16 protein-coding genes are annotated in these 15,188 nt (G+C 64.3%); all 16 read right to left on the bottom strand.

Going from position 1 to position 15,188, the window contains the following annotated elements; translation table 11 throughout:
• Nucleotides 1-48: 48 nt before the first annotated feature.
• Genes AD666_RS03760 through AD666_RS03685 form a run of 16 tightly spaced genes read right to left on the bottom strand, consistent with a single transcriptional unit; the run spans nt 49 to nt 15,188 of the window.
• Nucleotides 49-1,275, bottom strand: a complete 1,227-nt coding sequence (locus AD666_RS03760; protein WP_053147709.1) for a beta-ketoacyl-ACP synthase — start codon at nt 1,273-1,275, stop codon at nt 49-51.
• Nucleotides 1,275-2,003 carry a 3-oxoacyl-ACP reductase FabG gene (fabG, locus tag AD666_RS03755; protein ID WP_053147708.1) on the bottom strand — a complete coding sequence of 243 codons (729 nt, stop codon included), beginning with the start codon at nt 2,001-2,003 and terminating at the stop codon, nt 1,275-1,277. The genes AD666_RS03760 and fabG overlap by 1 nt, the downstream gene beginning before the upstream one ends.
• Entirely contained in the window at nt 2,000-2,467 is a 468-nt protein-coding gene (locus AD666_RS03750) for a hotdog family protein (protein WP_053147706.1), read from the bottom strand. The genes fabG and AD666_RS03750 overlap by 4 nt, the downstream gene beginning before the upstream one ends.
• Nucleotides 2,464-3,660, bottom strand: coding sequence for a beta-ketoacyl-[acyl-carrier-protein] synthase family protein (locus tag AD666_RS03745; protein WP_053147704.1), 1,197 nt, complete (start codon nt 3,658-3,660; stop codon nt 2,464-2,466). The genes AD666_RS03750 and AD666_RS03745 overlap by 4 nt, the downstream gene beginning before the upstream one ends.
• Entirely contained in the window at nt 3,657-4,160 is a 504-nt protein-coding gene (locus AD666_RS03740) for a hypothetical protein (protein ID WP_053147701.1), read from the bottom strand. The genes AD666_RS03745 and AD666_RS03740 overlap by 4 nt, the downstream gene beginning before the upstream one ends.
• The gene (locus AD666_RS03735) at nt 4,157-4,885 is read right to left on the bottom strand and encodes a class I SAM-dependent methyltransferase (protein ID WP_053147699.1); all 729 of its coding nucleotides are present in this window, start codon (nt 4,883-4,885) and stop codon (nt 4,157-4,159) included. The genes AD666_RS03740 and AD666_RS03735 overlap by 4 nt, the downstream gene beginning before the upstream one ends.
• Before the next feature lie 10 nt (nt 4,886-4,895).
• Nucleotides 4,896-6,143: an NAD(P)/FAD-dependent oxidoreductase gene (locus tag AD666_RS03730; RefSeq protein WP_053147698.1), complete on the bottom strand. Its 1,248-nt coding sequence runs from the start codon at nt 6,141-6,143 to the stop codon at nt 4,896-4,898.
• 42 nt (nt 6,144-6,185) lie between these two features.
• A complete protein-coding gene (locus tag AD666_RS03725; RefSeq protein WP_053147696.1) occupies nt 6,186-8,537 on the bottom strand; it encodes an MMPL family transporter in 2,352 nt (783 codons plus the stop codon).
• Complete coding sequence (locus AD666_RS03720; RefSeq protein ID WP_053147694.1) at nt 8,521-9,114, bottom strand: outer membrane lipoprotein carrier protein LolA; 594 nt, start codon at nt 9,112-9,114, stop codon at nt 8,521-8,523. The genes AD666_RS03725 and AD666_RS03720 overlap by 17 nt, the downstream gene beginning before the upstream one ends.
• A complete protein-coding gene (locus AD666_RS03715; protein WP_053147692.1) occupies nt 9,111-9,536 on the bottom strand; it encodes a thioesterase family protein in 426 nt (141 codons plus the stop codon). The genes AD666_RS03720 and AD666_RS03715 overlap by 4 nt, the downstream gene beginning before the upstream one ends.
• Complete coding sequence (gene hutH, locus AD666_RS03710; protein ID WP_053147690.1) at nt 9,529-11,073, bottom strand: histidine ammonia-lyase; 1,545 nt, start codon at nt 11,071-11,073, stop codon at nt 9,529-9,531. The genes AD666_RS03715 and hutH overlap by 8 nt, the downstream gene beginning before the upstream one ends.
• Nucleotides 11,054-11,992, bottom strand: coding sequence for a glycosyl transferase (locus tag AD666_RS03705; RefSeq protein WP_053147689.1), 939 nt, complete (start codon nt 11,990-11,992; stop codon nt 11,054-11,056). Before AD666_RS03705 ends, hutH begins: the two co-directional genes overlap by 20 nt.
• On the bottom strand, nt 11,989-12,723 hold the full coding sequence (locus tag AD666_RS03700) for a glycosyltransferase family 2 protein (protein ID WP_053147687.1): 735 nt from the start codon (nt 12,721-12,723) through the stop codon (nt 11,989-11,991). The genes AD666_RS03705 and AD666_RS03700 overlap by 4 nt, the downstream gene beginning before the upstream one ends.
• Nucleotides 12,716-14,395 (bottom strand): acyl-CoA synthetase family protein, encoded by a 1,680-nt coding sequence (locus AD666_RS03695; RefSeq protein ID WP_053147685.1) that lies wholly within the window; start codon nt 14,393-14,395, stop codon nt 12,716-12,718. Before AD666_RS03695 ends, AD666_RS03700 begins: the two co-directional genes overlap by 8 nt.
• On the bottom strand, nt 14,392-14,937 hold the full coding sequence (locus tag AD666_RS03690; protein WP_053147683.1) for a hypothetical protein: 546 nt from the start codon (nt 14,935-14,937) through the stop codon (nt 14,392-14,394). The genes AD666_RS03695 and AD666_RS03690 overlap by 4 nt, the downstream gene beginning before the upstream one ends.
• Complete coding sequence (locus tag AD666_RS03685; protein WP_053147681.1) at nt 14,934-15,188, bottom strand: acyl carrier protein; 255 nt, start codon at nt 15,186-15,188, stop codon at nt 14,934-14,936. The genes AD666_RS03690 and AD666_RS03685 overlap by 4 nt, the downstream gene beginning before the upstream one ends.

The following is a 15,188-nucleotide window of genomic DNA, read 5'->3' as shown; positions in this document are numbered from 1 at the left end:
TAAGAAAGGAATGAACTTTGTCTCCCACAAGTCAAGTCTGACCAGGGTTCAACGCCAACGACGGAAAATCAGCGACGTGTTGACCCCGCCAAAGGCAAAGTTGTTGTTCATCACGTATTCGTGGCTCATCGAGCGGAATTCGTTGCGCAGGTAGTCGAGCTTGCCGCACTGGGGATCGACTTCGTCCAGGTTGAAGGTGTGCACATAGCGGTCGCGGTTCATCATTTCGATGCTGAACCAGGACTCCAGCGCCCCGCAGGCCCCCAGCGTATGGCCGAGAAAGCTTTTCTGCGAGCTGATGGGCATGTGTTCGCCGAACAGGCTGCTGGTGGCCAGGGTTTCGGCGATGTCGCCCTGCTCGGTGGCGGTGCCGTGGCCATTGACGTAGCCGATGGCGGCGGGTGCAAGGCCGGCGTCTTCCAGGGCCAGCTCCATGGCCCGGCGCATGGTGGCCTGTTCAGGGCGGGTGGCGTGCTGGCCGTCGGCGTTGCTGCCGAAGCCGACGACTTCGGCATGAATGCGAGCGCCACGGGCCAGGGCATGTTCCAGTTCTTCAAGGACCAGCATGCCGGCGCCTTCGCCGATCACCAGGCCATCGCGGTCCTTGTCATAGGGGCGCGGGCTGGTGTTGGGCGCATCGTTCTTCAGGCTGGTAGCGTAGAGGGCATCGAAGACCATCGCTTCGGTCGGGCACAGCTCTTCCGCGCCGCCGGCCAGCATCAATGGCAACCGGCCGAACTTGATCGCCTCGTAGGCATAGCCGATGCCATGGCTGCCGCTGGTGCAGGCGCTTGACGTGGGGATCATCCTCCCGGTAAGCCCGAAGAAGATGCTGATATTGGCCGCCGTCGTATGGGGCATCATCCGCACGTAGGAATTGGCGTTCAGCCCTTCGGCCACGCCGTTGAGCAGCATGTTGCCGAATGCCTTGACCTCGTCAGTGCTGCCGGTGGACGAACCGCAGGAAACGCCCATGCGCCCGTCCTTGATCGACTCATCATGCAACAGGCCAGCGTCGGCCAGGGCTTGTTCCGCGGCGCTCACCGCCATCCGGGAAACCCGGCCCATGCTGCGCAATTGCTTGCGTGTCCAGTGGGCGGGGACCTGGAAATCATCCACAGGCCCGGCCAGGCGCGTATTCAATTCGGTGAAACGATCCCACTCATGCATGCGCCGGATGCCGCTGCGGTTGGCGGCGAAGTTGGCGGCGATGGTCTCCCAGTCGCTGCCTACGGAGGTGATGCCGGCCATGCCGGTGACGACGACACGCTTCATCAGCACAAGCCTCCGTTGACGGCCAGGACCTGTCGGGTGATGTAGCCGGCCTCGGCGGACATCAGGAAGTTCACCGCGCCGGCCACTTCTTCGGGGGTGCCCATGCGTTGAGCGGGGATCATTTTCATCAATTCATCCACGGGCACGTTTTCATCGAGCATAGCGGTATCGATCAGGCCGGGCGCGACGCAGTTGACGGTGATCTTGCGCTTGCCCAGTTCGATCGCCAACGCCTTGGCCGCGCCGATCAATCCGGCCTTCGAGGCGCTGTAATTCACTTGGCCACGGTTGCCGATCAGCCCCGAGACCGAGGTGATGCAGACGATCCGTCCGGCAGCGCGACGACGGATCATCGGCATCATCACCGGGTGCAGCACGTTGTAGAAACCGTCGAGATTGGTGCGCAGCACGCTGTCCCAGTCCTCTTCGGTCAAGGCAGGGAAGGCTCCGTCGCGGGTCAGGCCGGCGTTGAGTACCACGCCGTAGTAGGCGCCGTGAGTCTCGACATCCGCTTCGAGAATGGCCTTGCAGGCGGTGCGGTCGGAGACGTCGAATTGCAGCACCCGGGCGTTGCGGCCCAAGGCCTGGATTTCAACCTGGACGGCGTCGGCCTCGGCGCGACCGCTGCGGCAATGCAGCACGATGTCATGCCCGGCCTGGGCCAGGCGCAAGGCGATGGCGCGGCCGATACCACGGCTGGAGCCGGTGACCAGTACGGATTCAGTCATGGCTGGTTTCCTGTTGCGGACGGTTCATGAAGATAGTGGGCCGCCTGGGGTGGGCGGAATACGTTCAGCCGGGCGCTGGCATGAATGCCGGGCGCCTCGATATGGCACTCGAATACACCCATGCCGTTGTCGTCTTCCAGGGACCGCATGCCATGGATGCTCAGTTCGCTGCCGGCTGGAAAATATTCGACGTTGCACTCGAACTTACGGGTGCCGAGCAAAAAGCCCAGCGCCACGGTATCGCCACGCTGGCGCGCATGACAACCGGCGAAGGCCGCGACGCTCTGGGCCATCAGCTCGATGCCGACCCAGGCCGGCATTGCGCCATTGTCGAGATTGAACAGACCGCCGTGCTTGACGGTGGCATGGGTATGGATCTGTTCATCATCGAACGCCACGACGCGGTCGATAAGGATCATGTCACCCGCGTGGGGCAGCAGCTCGGCGAGCGGCCAATCGATCATGGGGCGTCTCCGATAATCAGGCTGACGTTGTTGCCGCCGAAGGCGAACGAATTGCTCATCAGGCGACGGGGCGCGGTCGGGTCCAGGCGACTGTGGGCGTCGGTCCAGGCCAGGGGCGGCAGGTCGGGATCGGCCTGGCCGTCCCAGACGTGCGGCGGCAGGGCCCCTGCGGTGTTTTCGGCGCTCAGGCACAACCAGCAGAATGCCGCTTCCAGCGCCCCGGCAGCGCCGAGCGTGTGGCCGGTCATGGGCTTGGTGGAGGAACAGGGCACGCCCGCCGCGAACAGTCCGGCCACTGCGAGGGTTTCCATGGCGTCGTTGTGTTGCGTGGCGGTGCCGTGCAGGTTCAGGTAGTCGATCTGGCTGGCCTCGAGACCTGCGCAGCGCAAGGCTTTTTCCATGGCCTGGCGCGCACCGCGACCGTTGGGTTCCGGGGCGGAAATATGGTGGGCATCGGAGCTGGCACCGTCGCCCAGCAGGGCAATGGGTGCACCTTCGCCTGGCGTCTTGCTCATCAGAAACAATACGGCTGCTTCGCCGATGTTGATGCCGCTGCGGTTCACCGAAAACGGATTGCAGCGTTCCTGGGAGACTGCTTCGAGTGCCGAGAACCCGTTGAGGGTCAACTTGCACAGGCTGTCCACGCCACCGCAGAGCACCGCGTCGCACAGGCCCAGGTCGAGCAGCCGCCGGGCGCTCATTAAGGCTCGGGCGCTGGACGTACAGGCCGTGGAGATCACATAGGAAGGACCGCTCAGGCCAAGCCAGTCGGACAGGAAGTTGGCCGGCGCGCTGAGTTCCTGTTGCTGGTAATCGTAACCAGCGGGAAAGTGTTGCTCGCGCAGGTAATGGGCGATGCCATGGCTGGCTTCGTCGATCCCCGAGGTGCTGGTGCCCAGGACAATGCCGATGCGGGCGCGACCATAGGCCTGGATGGCTCGGTCGATCTCGGGGCGAATCTGCAAACCGGCCTCCAGCAGCAGCTGATTGTTGCGACTGCCATGGGCCGCGAGGACGTGGGGGATTGGCGCCAGTTCACCCGCTACAGCCGCCACCGGCAACGCCCGTTCGGCCACCCAGCCTTCCTCGACCCGCAGGCCCGAGCAATCGCCGGCGAACAGATTGCGGGCAACGCTGTGTTTATCGCGGCCCAGGGCACAGATCACACCGAGGGCATTCAAATAGACGGTCATGGGGTGCTCTCGGTCAACGACGTGATGCGGTAGCGCGGGCCTTGGGGCAGGCTCAGTTCAAAATCCAGCGGCTGCTTGTAGCGCACCTGCCAACGGGAATCCAGGGTTCGTTGCTGTGGTTGTTCCTGTCGCCGGGCCGCGGGGTAATTATCGAACAGTTCGGCTTCGGGCGTCAGGGCAAACAACAGCGCGGCGAACAGTTCCCGGGCCTCGGCATTGGGCGGCAGCAGCCCATCGGCCTGCCACTGGCCATCGACCAGGCGTTGCCGGGCCTGGGGAATCCCCAGCGGGTCCATCATCGACCAGCGAATGCCGGCGCCTTCGCGCTGGATCACCAGCAGCCAATCCTGGCGTTGCCCGGCCAGTTGCCGCTCGATGTGCAATTGCAGCGGCAGGGCCAGGGTTGGCGTGCGCTCAGGCAGAGGCGCGTGGCTGGCGCAGGCGCCGAGCAGCAACAGCCAGCCGAATAACAGGACGTGCAAGAGTGGGGTCCGCTTCATCCGGCAGCCTCTTCGACCGGTTTGCGGGCCACCACGTTGACCAGGGTTTCCTCCCGCTGGCCGAACGGCTTTGGACGACGCAGGCCAAAGCGCTCCAGTAAGCCGAAGTCCCTGGCGCGGCTCCACCATAAGTAGGGATAGGACACGTTGCATTCTTCGAACTGGAACCCCTGGCGTCGGATCATTTGCAGGTACTGCGCCGCGCTTTTCTGTACATGCATGGGATGACGGAACAGCCAGCGGATCACCCAGGTATCGATATAGGCCTCGGTGGACTCGGCGAACATCAGGTAGCCGCCGGGCTTGAGCACGCGATGGAACTCGGCAAGGGCTTTTTCCTGCTCCACCAGATGATGGAAAGTCTGGTGACAGAACAACAGGTCGACGCTGGCATCCGGTACCGCCAGCACCGCGCAGTCGCTGCCGATCAGCTCCACGGCCATACCCTGGCGCTCGGCTTCTTCGGCACTCAGTGCGAGGCTATGGGGATCGGCGTCGACCCCGATCAGCCGTTGCGGCGCGAATACCTGGCGCAGGTAATGGAACGACTTGCCCTGTCCGCAACCGGCGTCCAGCAGCACCGGGTTGGCGGGCAATGGATGGTCGAACAGGCTGCGCAAGTCATTGATCGCCACCCGCAACACATGGTGCTGCCAAGTATGGCTGCGCAGGAACCAGAAGCCGAAGCGGGTTTCTTCGACGTAGCTGTCGCTCAGGTAGCTCATGGTCGCGCCCTCATGGCGCCGTGCTCGCACAGATTTCCGAGAGCATGCGCAGCCGGCGCTTGGGTTCGCTGACGAACGGGTTGCGCTCATCCCAGGCATAGCCGGCCAGGATCGAACTGATCATGCGACGGATATCCGCCGAGCCTTCGGTGTAATAGATCACGTCCTGGAAGGTACCGGCGTACCAGCCTTCGACGTAGCAGCGGAAGGTATCGACACCGCGCTTGAGCGGTTCGGCGAACTCGCCTTGCCAGTCCACGCTTTCACCCTGTAGCTGGCGATGAAGCACGCCGGCGGCCATGCTCGCCGAGCGCATGGCGATGGTCACGCCGGAGGAAAACACCGGGTCGAGGAATTCGGCGGCGTTGCCCAACAGGGCAAAGCCTGGACCGTGCAAGGTTTTCACGTTGGCGGAGTAGCCGCCAATGGTCCGCGCCGGGGTGTCCCAGACCGCATGGGCCAGCACACCGGACAGGCTGGGGGTTTCGTCGATGAAGCCGCGCAGGCAGGCATCAAGGTCGTCGGTGCGGCCGGCGAAATGTTCCGCCGCCGCGACCACACCCACCGAGCAGCGCCCGCCGCTGAACGGAATGGTCCAGAACCATATGTCGCGTTTGCTGGGGTGAGTGGTGATCAGGATCTTTTCACGGTCGAACGCTGGAGCATCGATCCGGTCCTCGATGTGCGTGAACACCGCTTGGCGTACCGGGAAATTCGACGGTGCTTCCAGATCCAGCAGGCGCGGCAGGACCCGGCCATAGCCGCTGGCGTCGAGCACGAATTGCGCCTCGACGCGGTACTCGCTGCCGTTCTCGCGCAGCACTCCCAGTTGCGGTTTGGCGAGGGTGAAGTCGGCGCTGGCGATGGCTTCGCCATAACGGATCTCCACCCCTTGCAACGCCGCCTGGTCGGCCAGCAGTTTGTCGAAGTCTGCGCGCTGGACCTGGAAGGTAGTGGGTTTGCCTTCACTGAAAGTGTCACCGAAATCGAACGCGCTGTAGCGCTCGCCCCAGACGAAGGCCGCGCCGTTCTTGCGCTGGAAACCGGCGGCATTCACCGCCTCCAGCATGCCAGCCTCTTCGACGAAGTCCAGGCAATGGGACAACAGGCTCTCGCCGATGGAGAAACGCGGGAAATGCTGGCGCTCGATCACCAGCACATCGTGGCCCTTGCGCTTGAGCAGCGCGGCGGCGATGGCGCCGGAAGGGCCTGCGCCGATGATGACGACCTGGCGACGTTCCATTTCAATCGTAGACATTTGGACTCCTTGCCGGGGCGGCGATGTTCGAATGAGTAGCCTTCACGGGGTCGATTCCTGCGCGGGCATTCGGTGTGCCTGGCGTGCGGCCCATGGCGCCAGCAGGAAGCTGAACGTCAGCCCCAGGCTGACCGCCAGGCCGAAGTTGCTCACCGCCGGTGTGCTGGAAAGCGCCAGCAAGCCGAACGACAGCCAGGTAGTGACCGCCGCCAGTAGCGTGCCCAGCAGACTTACGGCGGCGCCGCCGATCTGTTCGCGCATCAGGATCGCATAGTCGACACCGATGGCCGTGACCAGCAACAGGCCGAACAGGCTGAACAAGGTCAGCGGTTGTCCCAGCCAGCCGAGGCTCGCCAGGCTGCACAGCGCTGCCAGCAGAGGCAGGGCGACGATGCGCAGGGCTGCGCCGACACCGAAGGGCCAGACCAGCAACAGCGCGATCAGTACGCAGGAGGCCAGCTTCAACTCGGCGGCGCTGATTTGCGTGGCGGCGAACACCCGGTTCAGGTCCCCGAGGCGATCCACCAGCTGTACGCCGGGCAAGTCCACCGCCTGTACCCGCAGCAGCGCAGCATCGTTCAAGCCCTGCAGGCTGACCACTGCCGCCACGCCCTGCTCTGCGTCCAGCCCCGTCGGACCGAGCCAGAGCGTGCGATACGGCTCGGCCAGCGGCCCGCTGAGCGCGGCGTCTATATCGGTAACGGGCAGGGCCTGCAATTGCGCCAGTTCCGCCTGCAACGCGCTGACTGGCACGCCCAGGTCTAGCAGTGGTTGCCAGAACGCCGGCAGTCGGGCCAGGGCTTCACGGACTTTCTGCTGTTCGGCGGGCGCGCTGACCAACTGATTCAGCGACAGGTAGCCCTGGAGTTTTTCCAGGCCGACCAATTGGTCCAGGCGCTCGTTGAGTGCGGTCTGGCGTTCCAGCAGTTGAGCCTGATCCTCGGCGCGGATCAGGAAGAACTGGCTGGTGGGTTGGAAACCGGTGATGCGGGCGATGACCTGGGCTTCCTCGGTCAAGTGTCGAGGTGTGCCGATCCACTGCCGGATATCGTTTTTCGTGGTCAGGTGCCAAAGCCCTCCGGCGCAGAAGATCAGCAGCAGCGCCAGCAGGATCGGTGTGCACACCCGCGCCAGCAACGCCTGGCGAAGTTCGAGCAGGCGTTCGCAGAGCCGCAACGGCCACTGGGCCGGACGCAGTTCCACACCGTTGAGCAGCGCGGGCAGCAGGCAGACCGCCGTCAGGTAGGCCCCGGCCAACCCGGCGGCGGAAAAGATCGCGATCTGGGTCAGCGCCGGGAACGGTGTCCAGGCCAGGGCCAGGTAACCGATGCAGGTGGTCGCCAGGCTCAGGCTCAGTCCCGGCAGGGTCAGACGCAGGGCCGGCCAGCTGCGCCATGGCTTGAGGCTCCAGCTCTTGGACAGGTAATGCAACGGATAATCCACCGCCACGCCGATCAGGCTGGAGCCCAGCACCAGGGTCATGACATGCATGCGCCCGAACAGCGCCACGCAGGCCACCGCGCCAAACAGCATGCCCACCAGCACGGGCACGAACGCCAGCCAGACCCGCAGGCGACGAAAGGCCAGCAACAGCAGCAACAGGATGCCGACCGTTGCGCCACCGCCGACCCAGGTGATTTCCCGCGAGGCCTGCTGCTGCCCGTTGGCGGCGTACAGCAGGCCACTGGCGGCCAGCAATTGCCCCTGTGCCTGGCCGGCCTGGTCGCGGCTGCGTTGCAACAGCTCGGCCACTTGCAACGGCAGATTCATGTCGAAGGCATTGCCATGGGTGCGGGCCCGCAGCATTACCCAGTGTTTGCCGTCGGCTTCGGCCACCAGTGCACCGCTGGCCACGTCCAATTGCACCGCGCCGCGTTGGGGCTGGCTGTTCTGGATTCGGGTGGTCAGGCCCAGCCAGTCGTCCTGGCTCGGCACCAGGCTGAAGCCGTTGAACGGGTCGAACAGGGCCTGCACCCGTTGCTGGATGAAGGCCTGGGGCTGTTCGATCAATTGCTGCCGGTCTGGCGCCGAGAGCATCGCCAGCCGCCCGTTGAGCAATTGCGTGCGCAACGCCGGCAGATCGGCTTGCAGGGTCCATTGGACCTTGTCGAACAACCCGCTGGCCTGCCATTGCTCGCCGAGGGACTGCGCCAGGGCGATAGCCCGTTGGCGATCACCATGGCCCACCAGCACCAGTACTTCGCGGTTCAGCGGCTCCTGCATACGCTGTTCGGCGATGAGCTCCAAGGCGTCGGGGGAGGTGCCCGGCACCAATTCCATGAGGTTGGCCGACAATGGCGCGCCATTACGCCACTGCCAGCCGGCCAGAGCCAAAACCGCCAGCAGCAGGATCAGGAACAGCCGCGGCAGCGTGCGTTCACTCGGCAAAATCATGTTGCTCCGCTTCGCTCAAGGGCTGCGCGCTGGTGCTGTCCTGCATGCGCAGCACAGTGCTGTCGCCTTGGGTTTCCAACAATTCGATGCGCTGCACCAGCTCACCGCCGTCGATGTTGATCTGGTTGAAGACTTGTTTGAGCAACACCGAGCGTGGGGTCAGGGTGAGCTTCCATTGCTGCGGCGTACCCGACAGGCTCAGCTCGAAATCCCGTTGCAGGCCACTGCTGTCGCCCTGCAACACGGCCAGGAACAGGCGGTTCTGCTCGGCGCCGGCGCTCTTGTTGGGCAGCATCTGCCAGGTGTTGCCTTCGCGCCGGGCAATACCTTGGGCAGTGATCCGGTAGTCCTGTTGCAGCGGGGTTTGCAAAAGCCATAGCAGGCCGTGCTGTTTGGCCAGGACAAAACGCCCCTTGCTGGTGAGGGGCTGGGGCAGGGCGCGCAGGTGTTTTTCCTGGATGAATTGTCCGTGGATCACCTCCGGACGGGCCAATTGATCGCTCAACTGTTGCAAGTCGAAAGCCTGGGCCAGGGGCGCCAGGCCGCACAGCCACAACCAGAGGGACAGGCGCTTCATGGCAGTTTCCTTTCTACGGCGTCGACAAAGACCCGGGGCGAGGCCAGCAGCATTTCGCGAGTCGCGATGTCCACCGCCACTTGCACCGAACTGGCGCGGGTCAGGCGTTCGCCGGTCGCTGCGTCGCTGATCAGGTAATGGATCTTCAAGCGGTTCTCCCACTCCACCAGGCTGGCGCGCACGGTCAGCACCTGGCCGAACACGGCGCTGCGCACATAGCGCAACTGCAAGTCGATCACGGGCCAGGCATGGCCGGATTCGAGCATGTCGTTGTAGTTGTGGCCGATCAGGTCGAGCAACGCACAACGGGCCACTTCCAGGTATTTGACGTAATGGCCGTGCCAGACCACGTTCATCGAATCGACATCGAAAAACGGCACCACGACCTGGGTATCGACATGCAGCACGCCCTGACTACGCATGCAGCCTCCAATGCTGTCCGGCGATGCGTTGCAGGCATAGACGCAGTTCGCCTTCCAGGGCGCGGTCTTCGATGACGGGCGGGAAATCCTCGGCCAACTGCGCGTGCATGGCGGCCAAGGCGGGTGGCAGCGGTCGGGCGTCTTCGGCGCGGCTGCGCAGCCATACGCCCTGGTTGGCCGCCAGCAGCGTCGCGGCGGCGACCTGCTCGGTCAGCTCCAGCACGCGGATTGCGTCCCGGGCGGCGATGGTGCCCATGCTGACCTTGTCCTGGTTGTGACATTCGGTGGAGCGTGAGAAGACGCTGGCCGGCAGAGTGTTTTTCAAGGCTTCGGCGGTCCAGGCGCTGGCGCCGATCTGCACGGCCTTGAAGCCATGGTTGAGCATCGCCCGCTCGGCGCTGGCGCCGGACAGGTTGCTCGGCAGGCCATGGTTGTAGCGTTCGTCCACCAGCAGGGCGAGCTGGCGGTCCAGCAGGTCGGCAACGTTGGCCACCAGATTCTTGAGGCTGTCCATGGCGAAGGCAATATGCCCGCCATAGAAATGCCCGCCGTGCAGCACACGTTCGGCTTCGGCGTCGATGATCGGGTTGTCGTTGGCGCTGTTGAGTTCGGTCTCGATGAACGACCGCAGCCAGCCCAGGCTGTCGGCCAGCACGCCGAGCACGTGGGGCGCGCAGCGCAGGGAGTAGCGATCCTGCAGACGGTGCAGCGGCGCGGTCGGAGCGTCGATCGCCAGGTCCTGGCGCAGCCACGCGGCCACTTGCGTCTGCCCCGGATGGGGCTTGGCGGCGAACAGGCGCTCGTCGAAGTGTTCCGGGTTGCCTTGCAGGGCGACTACGTTCAGCGCAGTGATGCGGGTGGCCAGTTGCAGCAGGTAGTTGGCCCGGGCGAAGGCTAGGCAGGCCAGGCCGGTCATCACGGCGGTGCCGTTCATCAGCGCCAGGGCTTCCTTGGGGCGCAGCACCAATGGGGTCCAGCCCAGCTCGCGGTGCACGTCGGCGGCCGAGCGGCGCTCGCCACGGAACATCACTTCGCGTTCGCCGGACAGGGTCGCGGCGACGTAGGACAGTGGCGTCAGGTCGCCGCTGGCGCCCACCGAACCTTCTTCGGGGATCAACGGCAGGATGTCATGTTCGAGGAAGCCCTGAAGCCGCTCCAGCAGTTCCACCCGCACCCCGGATACGCCGTGGCACAGCGACTGCAAACGCGCCGCCAGCACCGCGCGCGTGGCCTGGGCGTCCAGCAACTTGCCCAGGCCACAGCCGTGGAACGTGTACAGGTGACGCGGCAGGGCCTCGACGTGGTGCAGTGGCACGGCCACGACGCAGGAGTCGCCATAGCCGGTGGTCACGCCGTAGATCACGCCTTCCTTGTCCAACAAGGAGTCGAGGAACTGCGCGCCCTTGGCGATGCGCTGGCGGAACCCAGGATCGTCCTGCAGTTGCGTCGGCGCCTGACGGTTGGCCAGGGCCAGCACGTCTTCGATGCGCAAGGGGCGTTCGCCGAAGGTTACCGGCTCAAGAGTGGGCATCGTCATCGGTCTTCCAGAAAGGATAAAAGTTGAACCACTGTTGCGGGGCTTCGAGGCAATACCGCGCCAAGCGCTCGGCGTATTGGCCGGCCCAGTGGGCGATCACTTGCTCGCGGTCACCGCGCTTCCACACAACGGCCTCGGCGAACGGTTCGAGGGTGACCCGATAACGCCCCTCGTGCTTGAGGCACATCAGCAGGTTGGCCGGGCATTTCAACAGGCCGGCCAGCAACCAAGGTCCTTGGGGAAACGCGGCGGGAGAGCCCATGAAGTCCACGGTCACGCTACGACCGCCGTGCAGCGGTACGCGGTCTCCGGCGATGGCCAGCCATTCGCCGCGTTCCAGGCGCTCGCTCAGTTGCAGCATGATCACCGGATCCAGCTCGCTGACCTGGATCAGTCGCAGGTGTGTGGCACCGGCCTCGCCCAGCAAGCGGTTGAACTGCTCGGCGTGCTTGGTGTGCACCAGCACATTCATGGTCACCTTCTCGCCGAGCTCGGCCAGGGCCCGGCACATTTCGAGGTTGCCCAGGTGAGCCCCTACCAGCATCTGCCCCCGTTCGCCGCGCAGATGGTTGCGCAACAGCGCCGTGTCGACGATTTCGATCTGTTCGATGCCGAGTTTGCCGTTCCAGACGTCGAGCTTGTCCAGCAGGGAATCGGCGAACGCCATGAATTGCCCGAAGACTCGCCAATGTGTCGGACGTAGCTCGGTACGGCCGCTCCAGTCGGCCAGGCGCCGCTGGTACTGCCACGCCGCATGCCGGGCGCTGCGGCCGAAGATGAAGAAGTACAGAACGATGCCGTACAGCAACGGGCTCAACAGTCGGCGGCCCAGTACCCTGGCGGCGAACGCCGTGAACTTCATCAGCCAGAAACTGCCGCGTTCCTGGCGATCGGCCCAGTGCTGCTGGTCGGTACTCATGTCCGCCACCGTCGCCAGAGAATCAGCGGCAGGCGCACCAGCATGCCGAAGAACAGCCGGGTGTGCATGCGGGTAATCAGTACGTTGTCGTGGAACAGGCGGAAATGCGAGACGCCGTCCTGCGGATAGTGAACCCGGGTGCGCAACCAGCGCATCGGCTGCTTGCGCCACGCCAGACGTACCAGGACGTCCGAATCGAAATCCATGCGCTTGCCGATATTCGCCGAGCCAATCAGCGCCAGGGTCGCAGGCAGGGGATACACCCGGAAGCCGCACATGGAGTCGCGGATTTGCAGGGACAGGCTGTTGATCCACACCATGACGTGGGTCAGGTAACGGGCGTACAGGCGGCCTTTGGGCACGCTGGCGTCATACTGAGGATAGCCGCAGATCAGCGCATCGGGGTAAGCGCGGGACTCGTCAATGAAGAGCTTCACGTCGCCCAGGTCATGCTGCCCATCAGCGTCAACCTGCAAGGCGTGGCTGAAACCCAGGCGCGAGGCTTCCCGCAGGCCTGTCATCACCGCGCCGCCCTTGCCCTGGTTGACCGCCAGCCGGACCAGGTAGACCTGCTTATTCTCGGCCAACTGTTCCAGCACCGCAGCGCAGGCCGGGCTGCTGGCGTCATCCACCAGCACACAGGGCAGGTTATTGCCGAGCAAGGCCTGGACCACCGCCGCGATGGCGGTTTCATGGTTGTAGACCGGGATGACGGCGCAGGGGTTATGCATCAGCCACTCCCAACACTATTCGCCCGCTTGAGCAGGTTGCCGTGTCATTGCGGTAAGCGAAATAGAGCTTGCCGCGTTCCCGGTCAAAGCGCAGGTGCAGTTGGACCTCATCGCCGGGGCGAATCAGTTGCTGGAATTTCAGCACTTCCATGCCGACGAAGCGGGGGGGCAGGTCCAGCAGCTGTCGGCCAAGGCTCAGGGCCCAGTCGACCTGGACTACGCCGGGCAACACCGGCGCGGTGGGAAAATGCCCGCTGAAGTACGCCAGGTCCGGGGGAACCGCCAGTTGCAGGCTCCATTCACCGTCGGCTTCAATTTTCTCCAGCACTTCGGCGGCTTTCGGACGTGGCGCCAACAGCAGGGCTTCGACGTCGGCCTGGGGCAGTTTGCCCTGGGCATTGAAGGGCAACTGCCGCAACCAGCGCCAGCGTCGGGGCAGTGCCAGGGGCTCGCAGTGGCCGCTCAGGTGTTGGCGCAAGGCCTCGGTGATGGCGCGTCGTCCCAGGCTACGCAGAGTGTGGAGGCCGGTTTCGTTCAGTACTACCAGGGCGCCGAGAGAAGCACGATTTTCCTGTACCACCCCGAGCCGTGCTTCGCTGACCCATTCGTGGGCCAGCAGGGCCTGTTCAAGCATCGGCAGGGAGATGCGTTTTTCTTCGAGCTTGACGATGCGGTCCAACCGGCCAAGCAGTTCGAAGCGTCCGTCGGCCGCGATCCGTACCGCGTCGGCGGTGTGCTCCACATGGCCGGGCGGCAGATAGGGCGAAGCGATCAACAACGCACCGTCGCGGTCCTGGCTCAGCTCGACGCCGGCAAAGGGCAGCCACCCTTCGTCGCCCTGGCGCCAGGCGATACCACCGGTTTCCGAACTGCCGAATATTTCCGTCGGCCATTGCCCAAGGCGCTGTTGCAGGCGTTGGGCAGCCTCTGTCGGCAACGCGCCGCCGGAAGAAAATACCCGGCGCACGCCGCTCAGGGCTGGCCAATCGAGGTTGTCGCCCATGCGCTTGAGCAGCGCCGGGCTGGCGACCCAGGCGAAGGCCGGGTGCTCACGGCTGGCGCGTTGCAGGTCTTCCGGGAAAGCCACTTGCCGGCGCACGAAAGGGCGACCCGCGCACAACGGCCAGAGCACCCGGAACAGCAAGCCATAGATGTGCTGGGCGGCAACACTGCCAATGATGCAGGCCGGCCCGAGGTCGGCGCCCCAGAGTTGTTCCAGGGCCTGTACTTCCTGGCTCAGCTGTCGCAGGTTTTTCTCGATGCGCTTGGGCTCGCCGCTGGAACCGGAAGTGCACAGGGTCAGCCAGCACAGCTCCGGATCCAGTTCGGCGGGGGGCAGCGGTGCTTGCTGCACATCACGGGGATGGGCGTCGCCGGTTTGGTCGGTCAGCCACAAGTCGACATCCGCTGACCAGCGTTGGCGGGTCTGTGTCTGCAGGTCAGCGGGCAGCAGCACGTGTGCTCCGGCGCGCCAGGCGCCGAGCAGGGCGATGGCCAGGTCGGCGGCATCTTCCAGGTGCACGGCCACATGCCGTACGTCCCTGGCCCGCAGACCCGAGGCCAGGCGCAGTGCCTCGTCCCGCAATTGCGAGTGATTCATGACCGGATCGACTGCCATGAGGCGTTCCGGTCGAGCGTCGAGCAACATCTGCTCAAGCGTTATCCAATTCATGGGCGGCCTCTTACCCGTTGTCGTATGAGCCATTCAATGGCAAACAGCAGCCCCATCAATCCGTAGGAAATCAGGCCTGTATACAACATCCACCAACTCAGTGGCGCCCAGAGGGTCAGGGCGGCGGCGAATAAACCGTTACACAGGAAAAACACACACCAGACCACCGTGACCTGGCGGGTATAAACCACCGCTTTTGCCGACAACTGCGGCTCGCGCAGGCGGGCGATGCGTTCGATCATCGGCGGGCCGTACTTCAGGCTCAGAATAAACAGCCCGAGCATGAAAGCGCTGATCAGCACCGGGTACCAACGCAGCAGGAGCGGGCTGTCGAACAAGGCGAGCAACACGCAGAACACGATCGCCGTCACCGCCATCCAGCGTGTGCCGGGTCCGCGTTTTCCGAGCACTGAGCGGGCCAGCCAGAGGCTACCCAGCAGCAGGCCGAACTGCCACGGAGCGTAGTGCTCCATGCCGAAATACACCGCAAAGGGGTAAAGCAGGCCTGCCAATAGCAGGCCGAGGCCAATCAACCGGCTCATGCGGCCGGTTGGACCAGTCGATAGACCGCCTCGACCACATCGTTGACGGTGCGCACGGACTTGAATTCTTCGGCGGCGATTTTCTTGCCGGTCTGGCGCTTGATGTGGTCGATCAGATCGACCGCGTCGATGCTGTCGATCTCCAGGTCCTGGTACAGGTTCGCTTCCAGTGTCACACGCTCCGGTTCCAGCTCGAAGAGCTCGACCAGGGCATCGCGCAGGGTGTTGAAAATGTCATCACGAGTTTGCAT

The sequence above is a fragment of the Pseudomonas sp. Pf153 genome (assembly GCF_001269775.1).
GTDB classification, from domain to species: Bacteria; Pseudomonadota; Gammaproteobacteria; order Pseudomonadales; family Pseudomonadaceae; genus Aquipseudomonas; species Aquipseudomonas uvaldensis.
Note: the sequence above shows the minus strand (reverse complement) of the source record. Positions and strands in the feature narration are given on the sequence as shown.

Excerpts from the sequence above, each read along its gene's own strand:
- AD666_RS03760 (WP_053147709.1), bottom strand. The coding sequence starts at position 1,275 with ATGAAGCGTGTCGTCGTCACCGGCATGGCCGGCATCACCTCCGTAGGC.
- fabG (WP_053147708.1), bottom strand. The coding sequence starts at position 2,003 with ATGACTGAATCCGTACTGGTCACCGGCTCCAGCCGTGGTATCGGCCGC.
- AD666_RS03750 (WP_053147706.1), bottom strand. The coding sequence starts at position 2,467 with ATGATCGATTGGCCGCTCGCCGAGCTGCTGCCCCACGCGGGTGACATG.
- AD666_RS03745 (WP_053147704.1), bottom strand. The coding sequence starts at position 3,660 with ATGACCGTCTATTTGAATGCCCTCGGTGTGATCTGTGCCCTGGGCCGC.
- AD666_RS03740 (WP_053147701.1), bottom strand. The coding sequence starts at position 4,160 with ATGAAGCGGACCCCACTCTTGCACGTCCTGTTATTCGGCTGGCTGTTG.
- AD666_RS03735 (WP_053147699.1), bottom strand. The coding sequence starts at position 4,885 with ATGAGCTACCTGAGCGACAGCTACGTCGAAGAAACCCGCTTCGGCTTC.
- AD666_RS03730 (WP_053147698.1), bottom strand. The coding sequence starts at position 6,143 with ATGTCTACGATTGAAATGGAACGTCGCCAGGTCGTCATCATCGGCGCA.
- AD666_RS03725 (WP_053147696.1), bottom strand. The coding sequence starts at position 8,537 with ATGATTTTGCCGAGTGAACGCACGCTGCCGCGGCTGTTCCTGATCCTG.
- AD666_RS03720 (WP_053147694.1), bottom strand. The coding sequence starts at position 9,114 with ATGAAGCGCCTGTCCCTCTGGTTGTGGCTGTGCGGCCTGGCGCCCCTG.
- AD666_RS03715 (WP_053147692.1), bottom strand. The coding sequence starts at position 9,536 with ATGCGTAGTCAGGGCGTGCTGCATGTCGATACCCAGGTCGTGGTGCCG.
- hutH (WP_053147690.1), bottom strand. The coding sequence starts at position 11,073 with ATGACGATGCCCACTCTTGAGCCGGTAACCTTCGGCGAACGCCCCTTG.
- AD666_RS03705 (WP_053147689.1), bottom strand. The coding sequence starts at position 11,992 with ATGAGTACCGACCAGCAGCACTGGGCCGATCGCCAGGAACGCGGCAGT.
- AD666_RS03700 (WP_053147687.1), bottom strand. The coding sequence starts at position 12,723 with ATGCATAACCCCTGCGCCGTCATCCCGGTCTACAACCATGAAACCGCC.
- AD666_RS03695 (WP_053147685.1), bottom strand. The coding sequence starts at position 14,395 with ATGAATTGGATAACGCTTGAGCAGATGTTGCTCGACGCTCGACCGGAA.
- AD666_RS03690 (WP_053147683.1), bottom strand. The coding sequence starts at position 14,937 with ATGAGCCGGTTGATTGGCCTCGGCCTGCTATTGGCAGGCCTGCTTTAC.
- AD666_RS03685 (WP_053147681.1), bottom strand. The coding sequence starts at position 15,188 with ATGCAAACTCGTGATGACATTTTCAACACCCTGCGCGATGCCCTGGTC.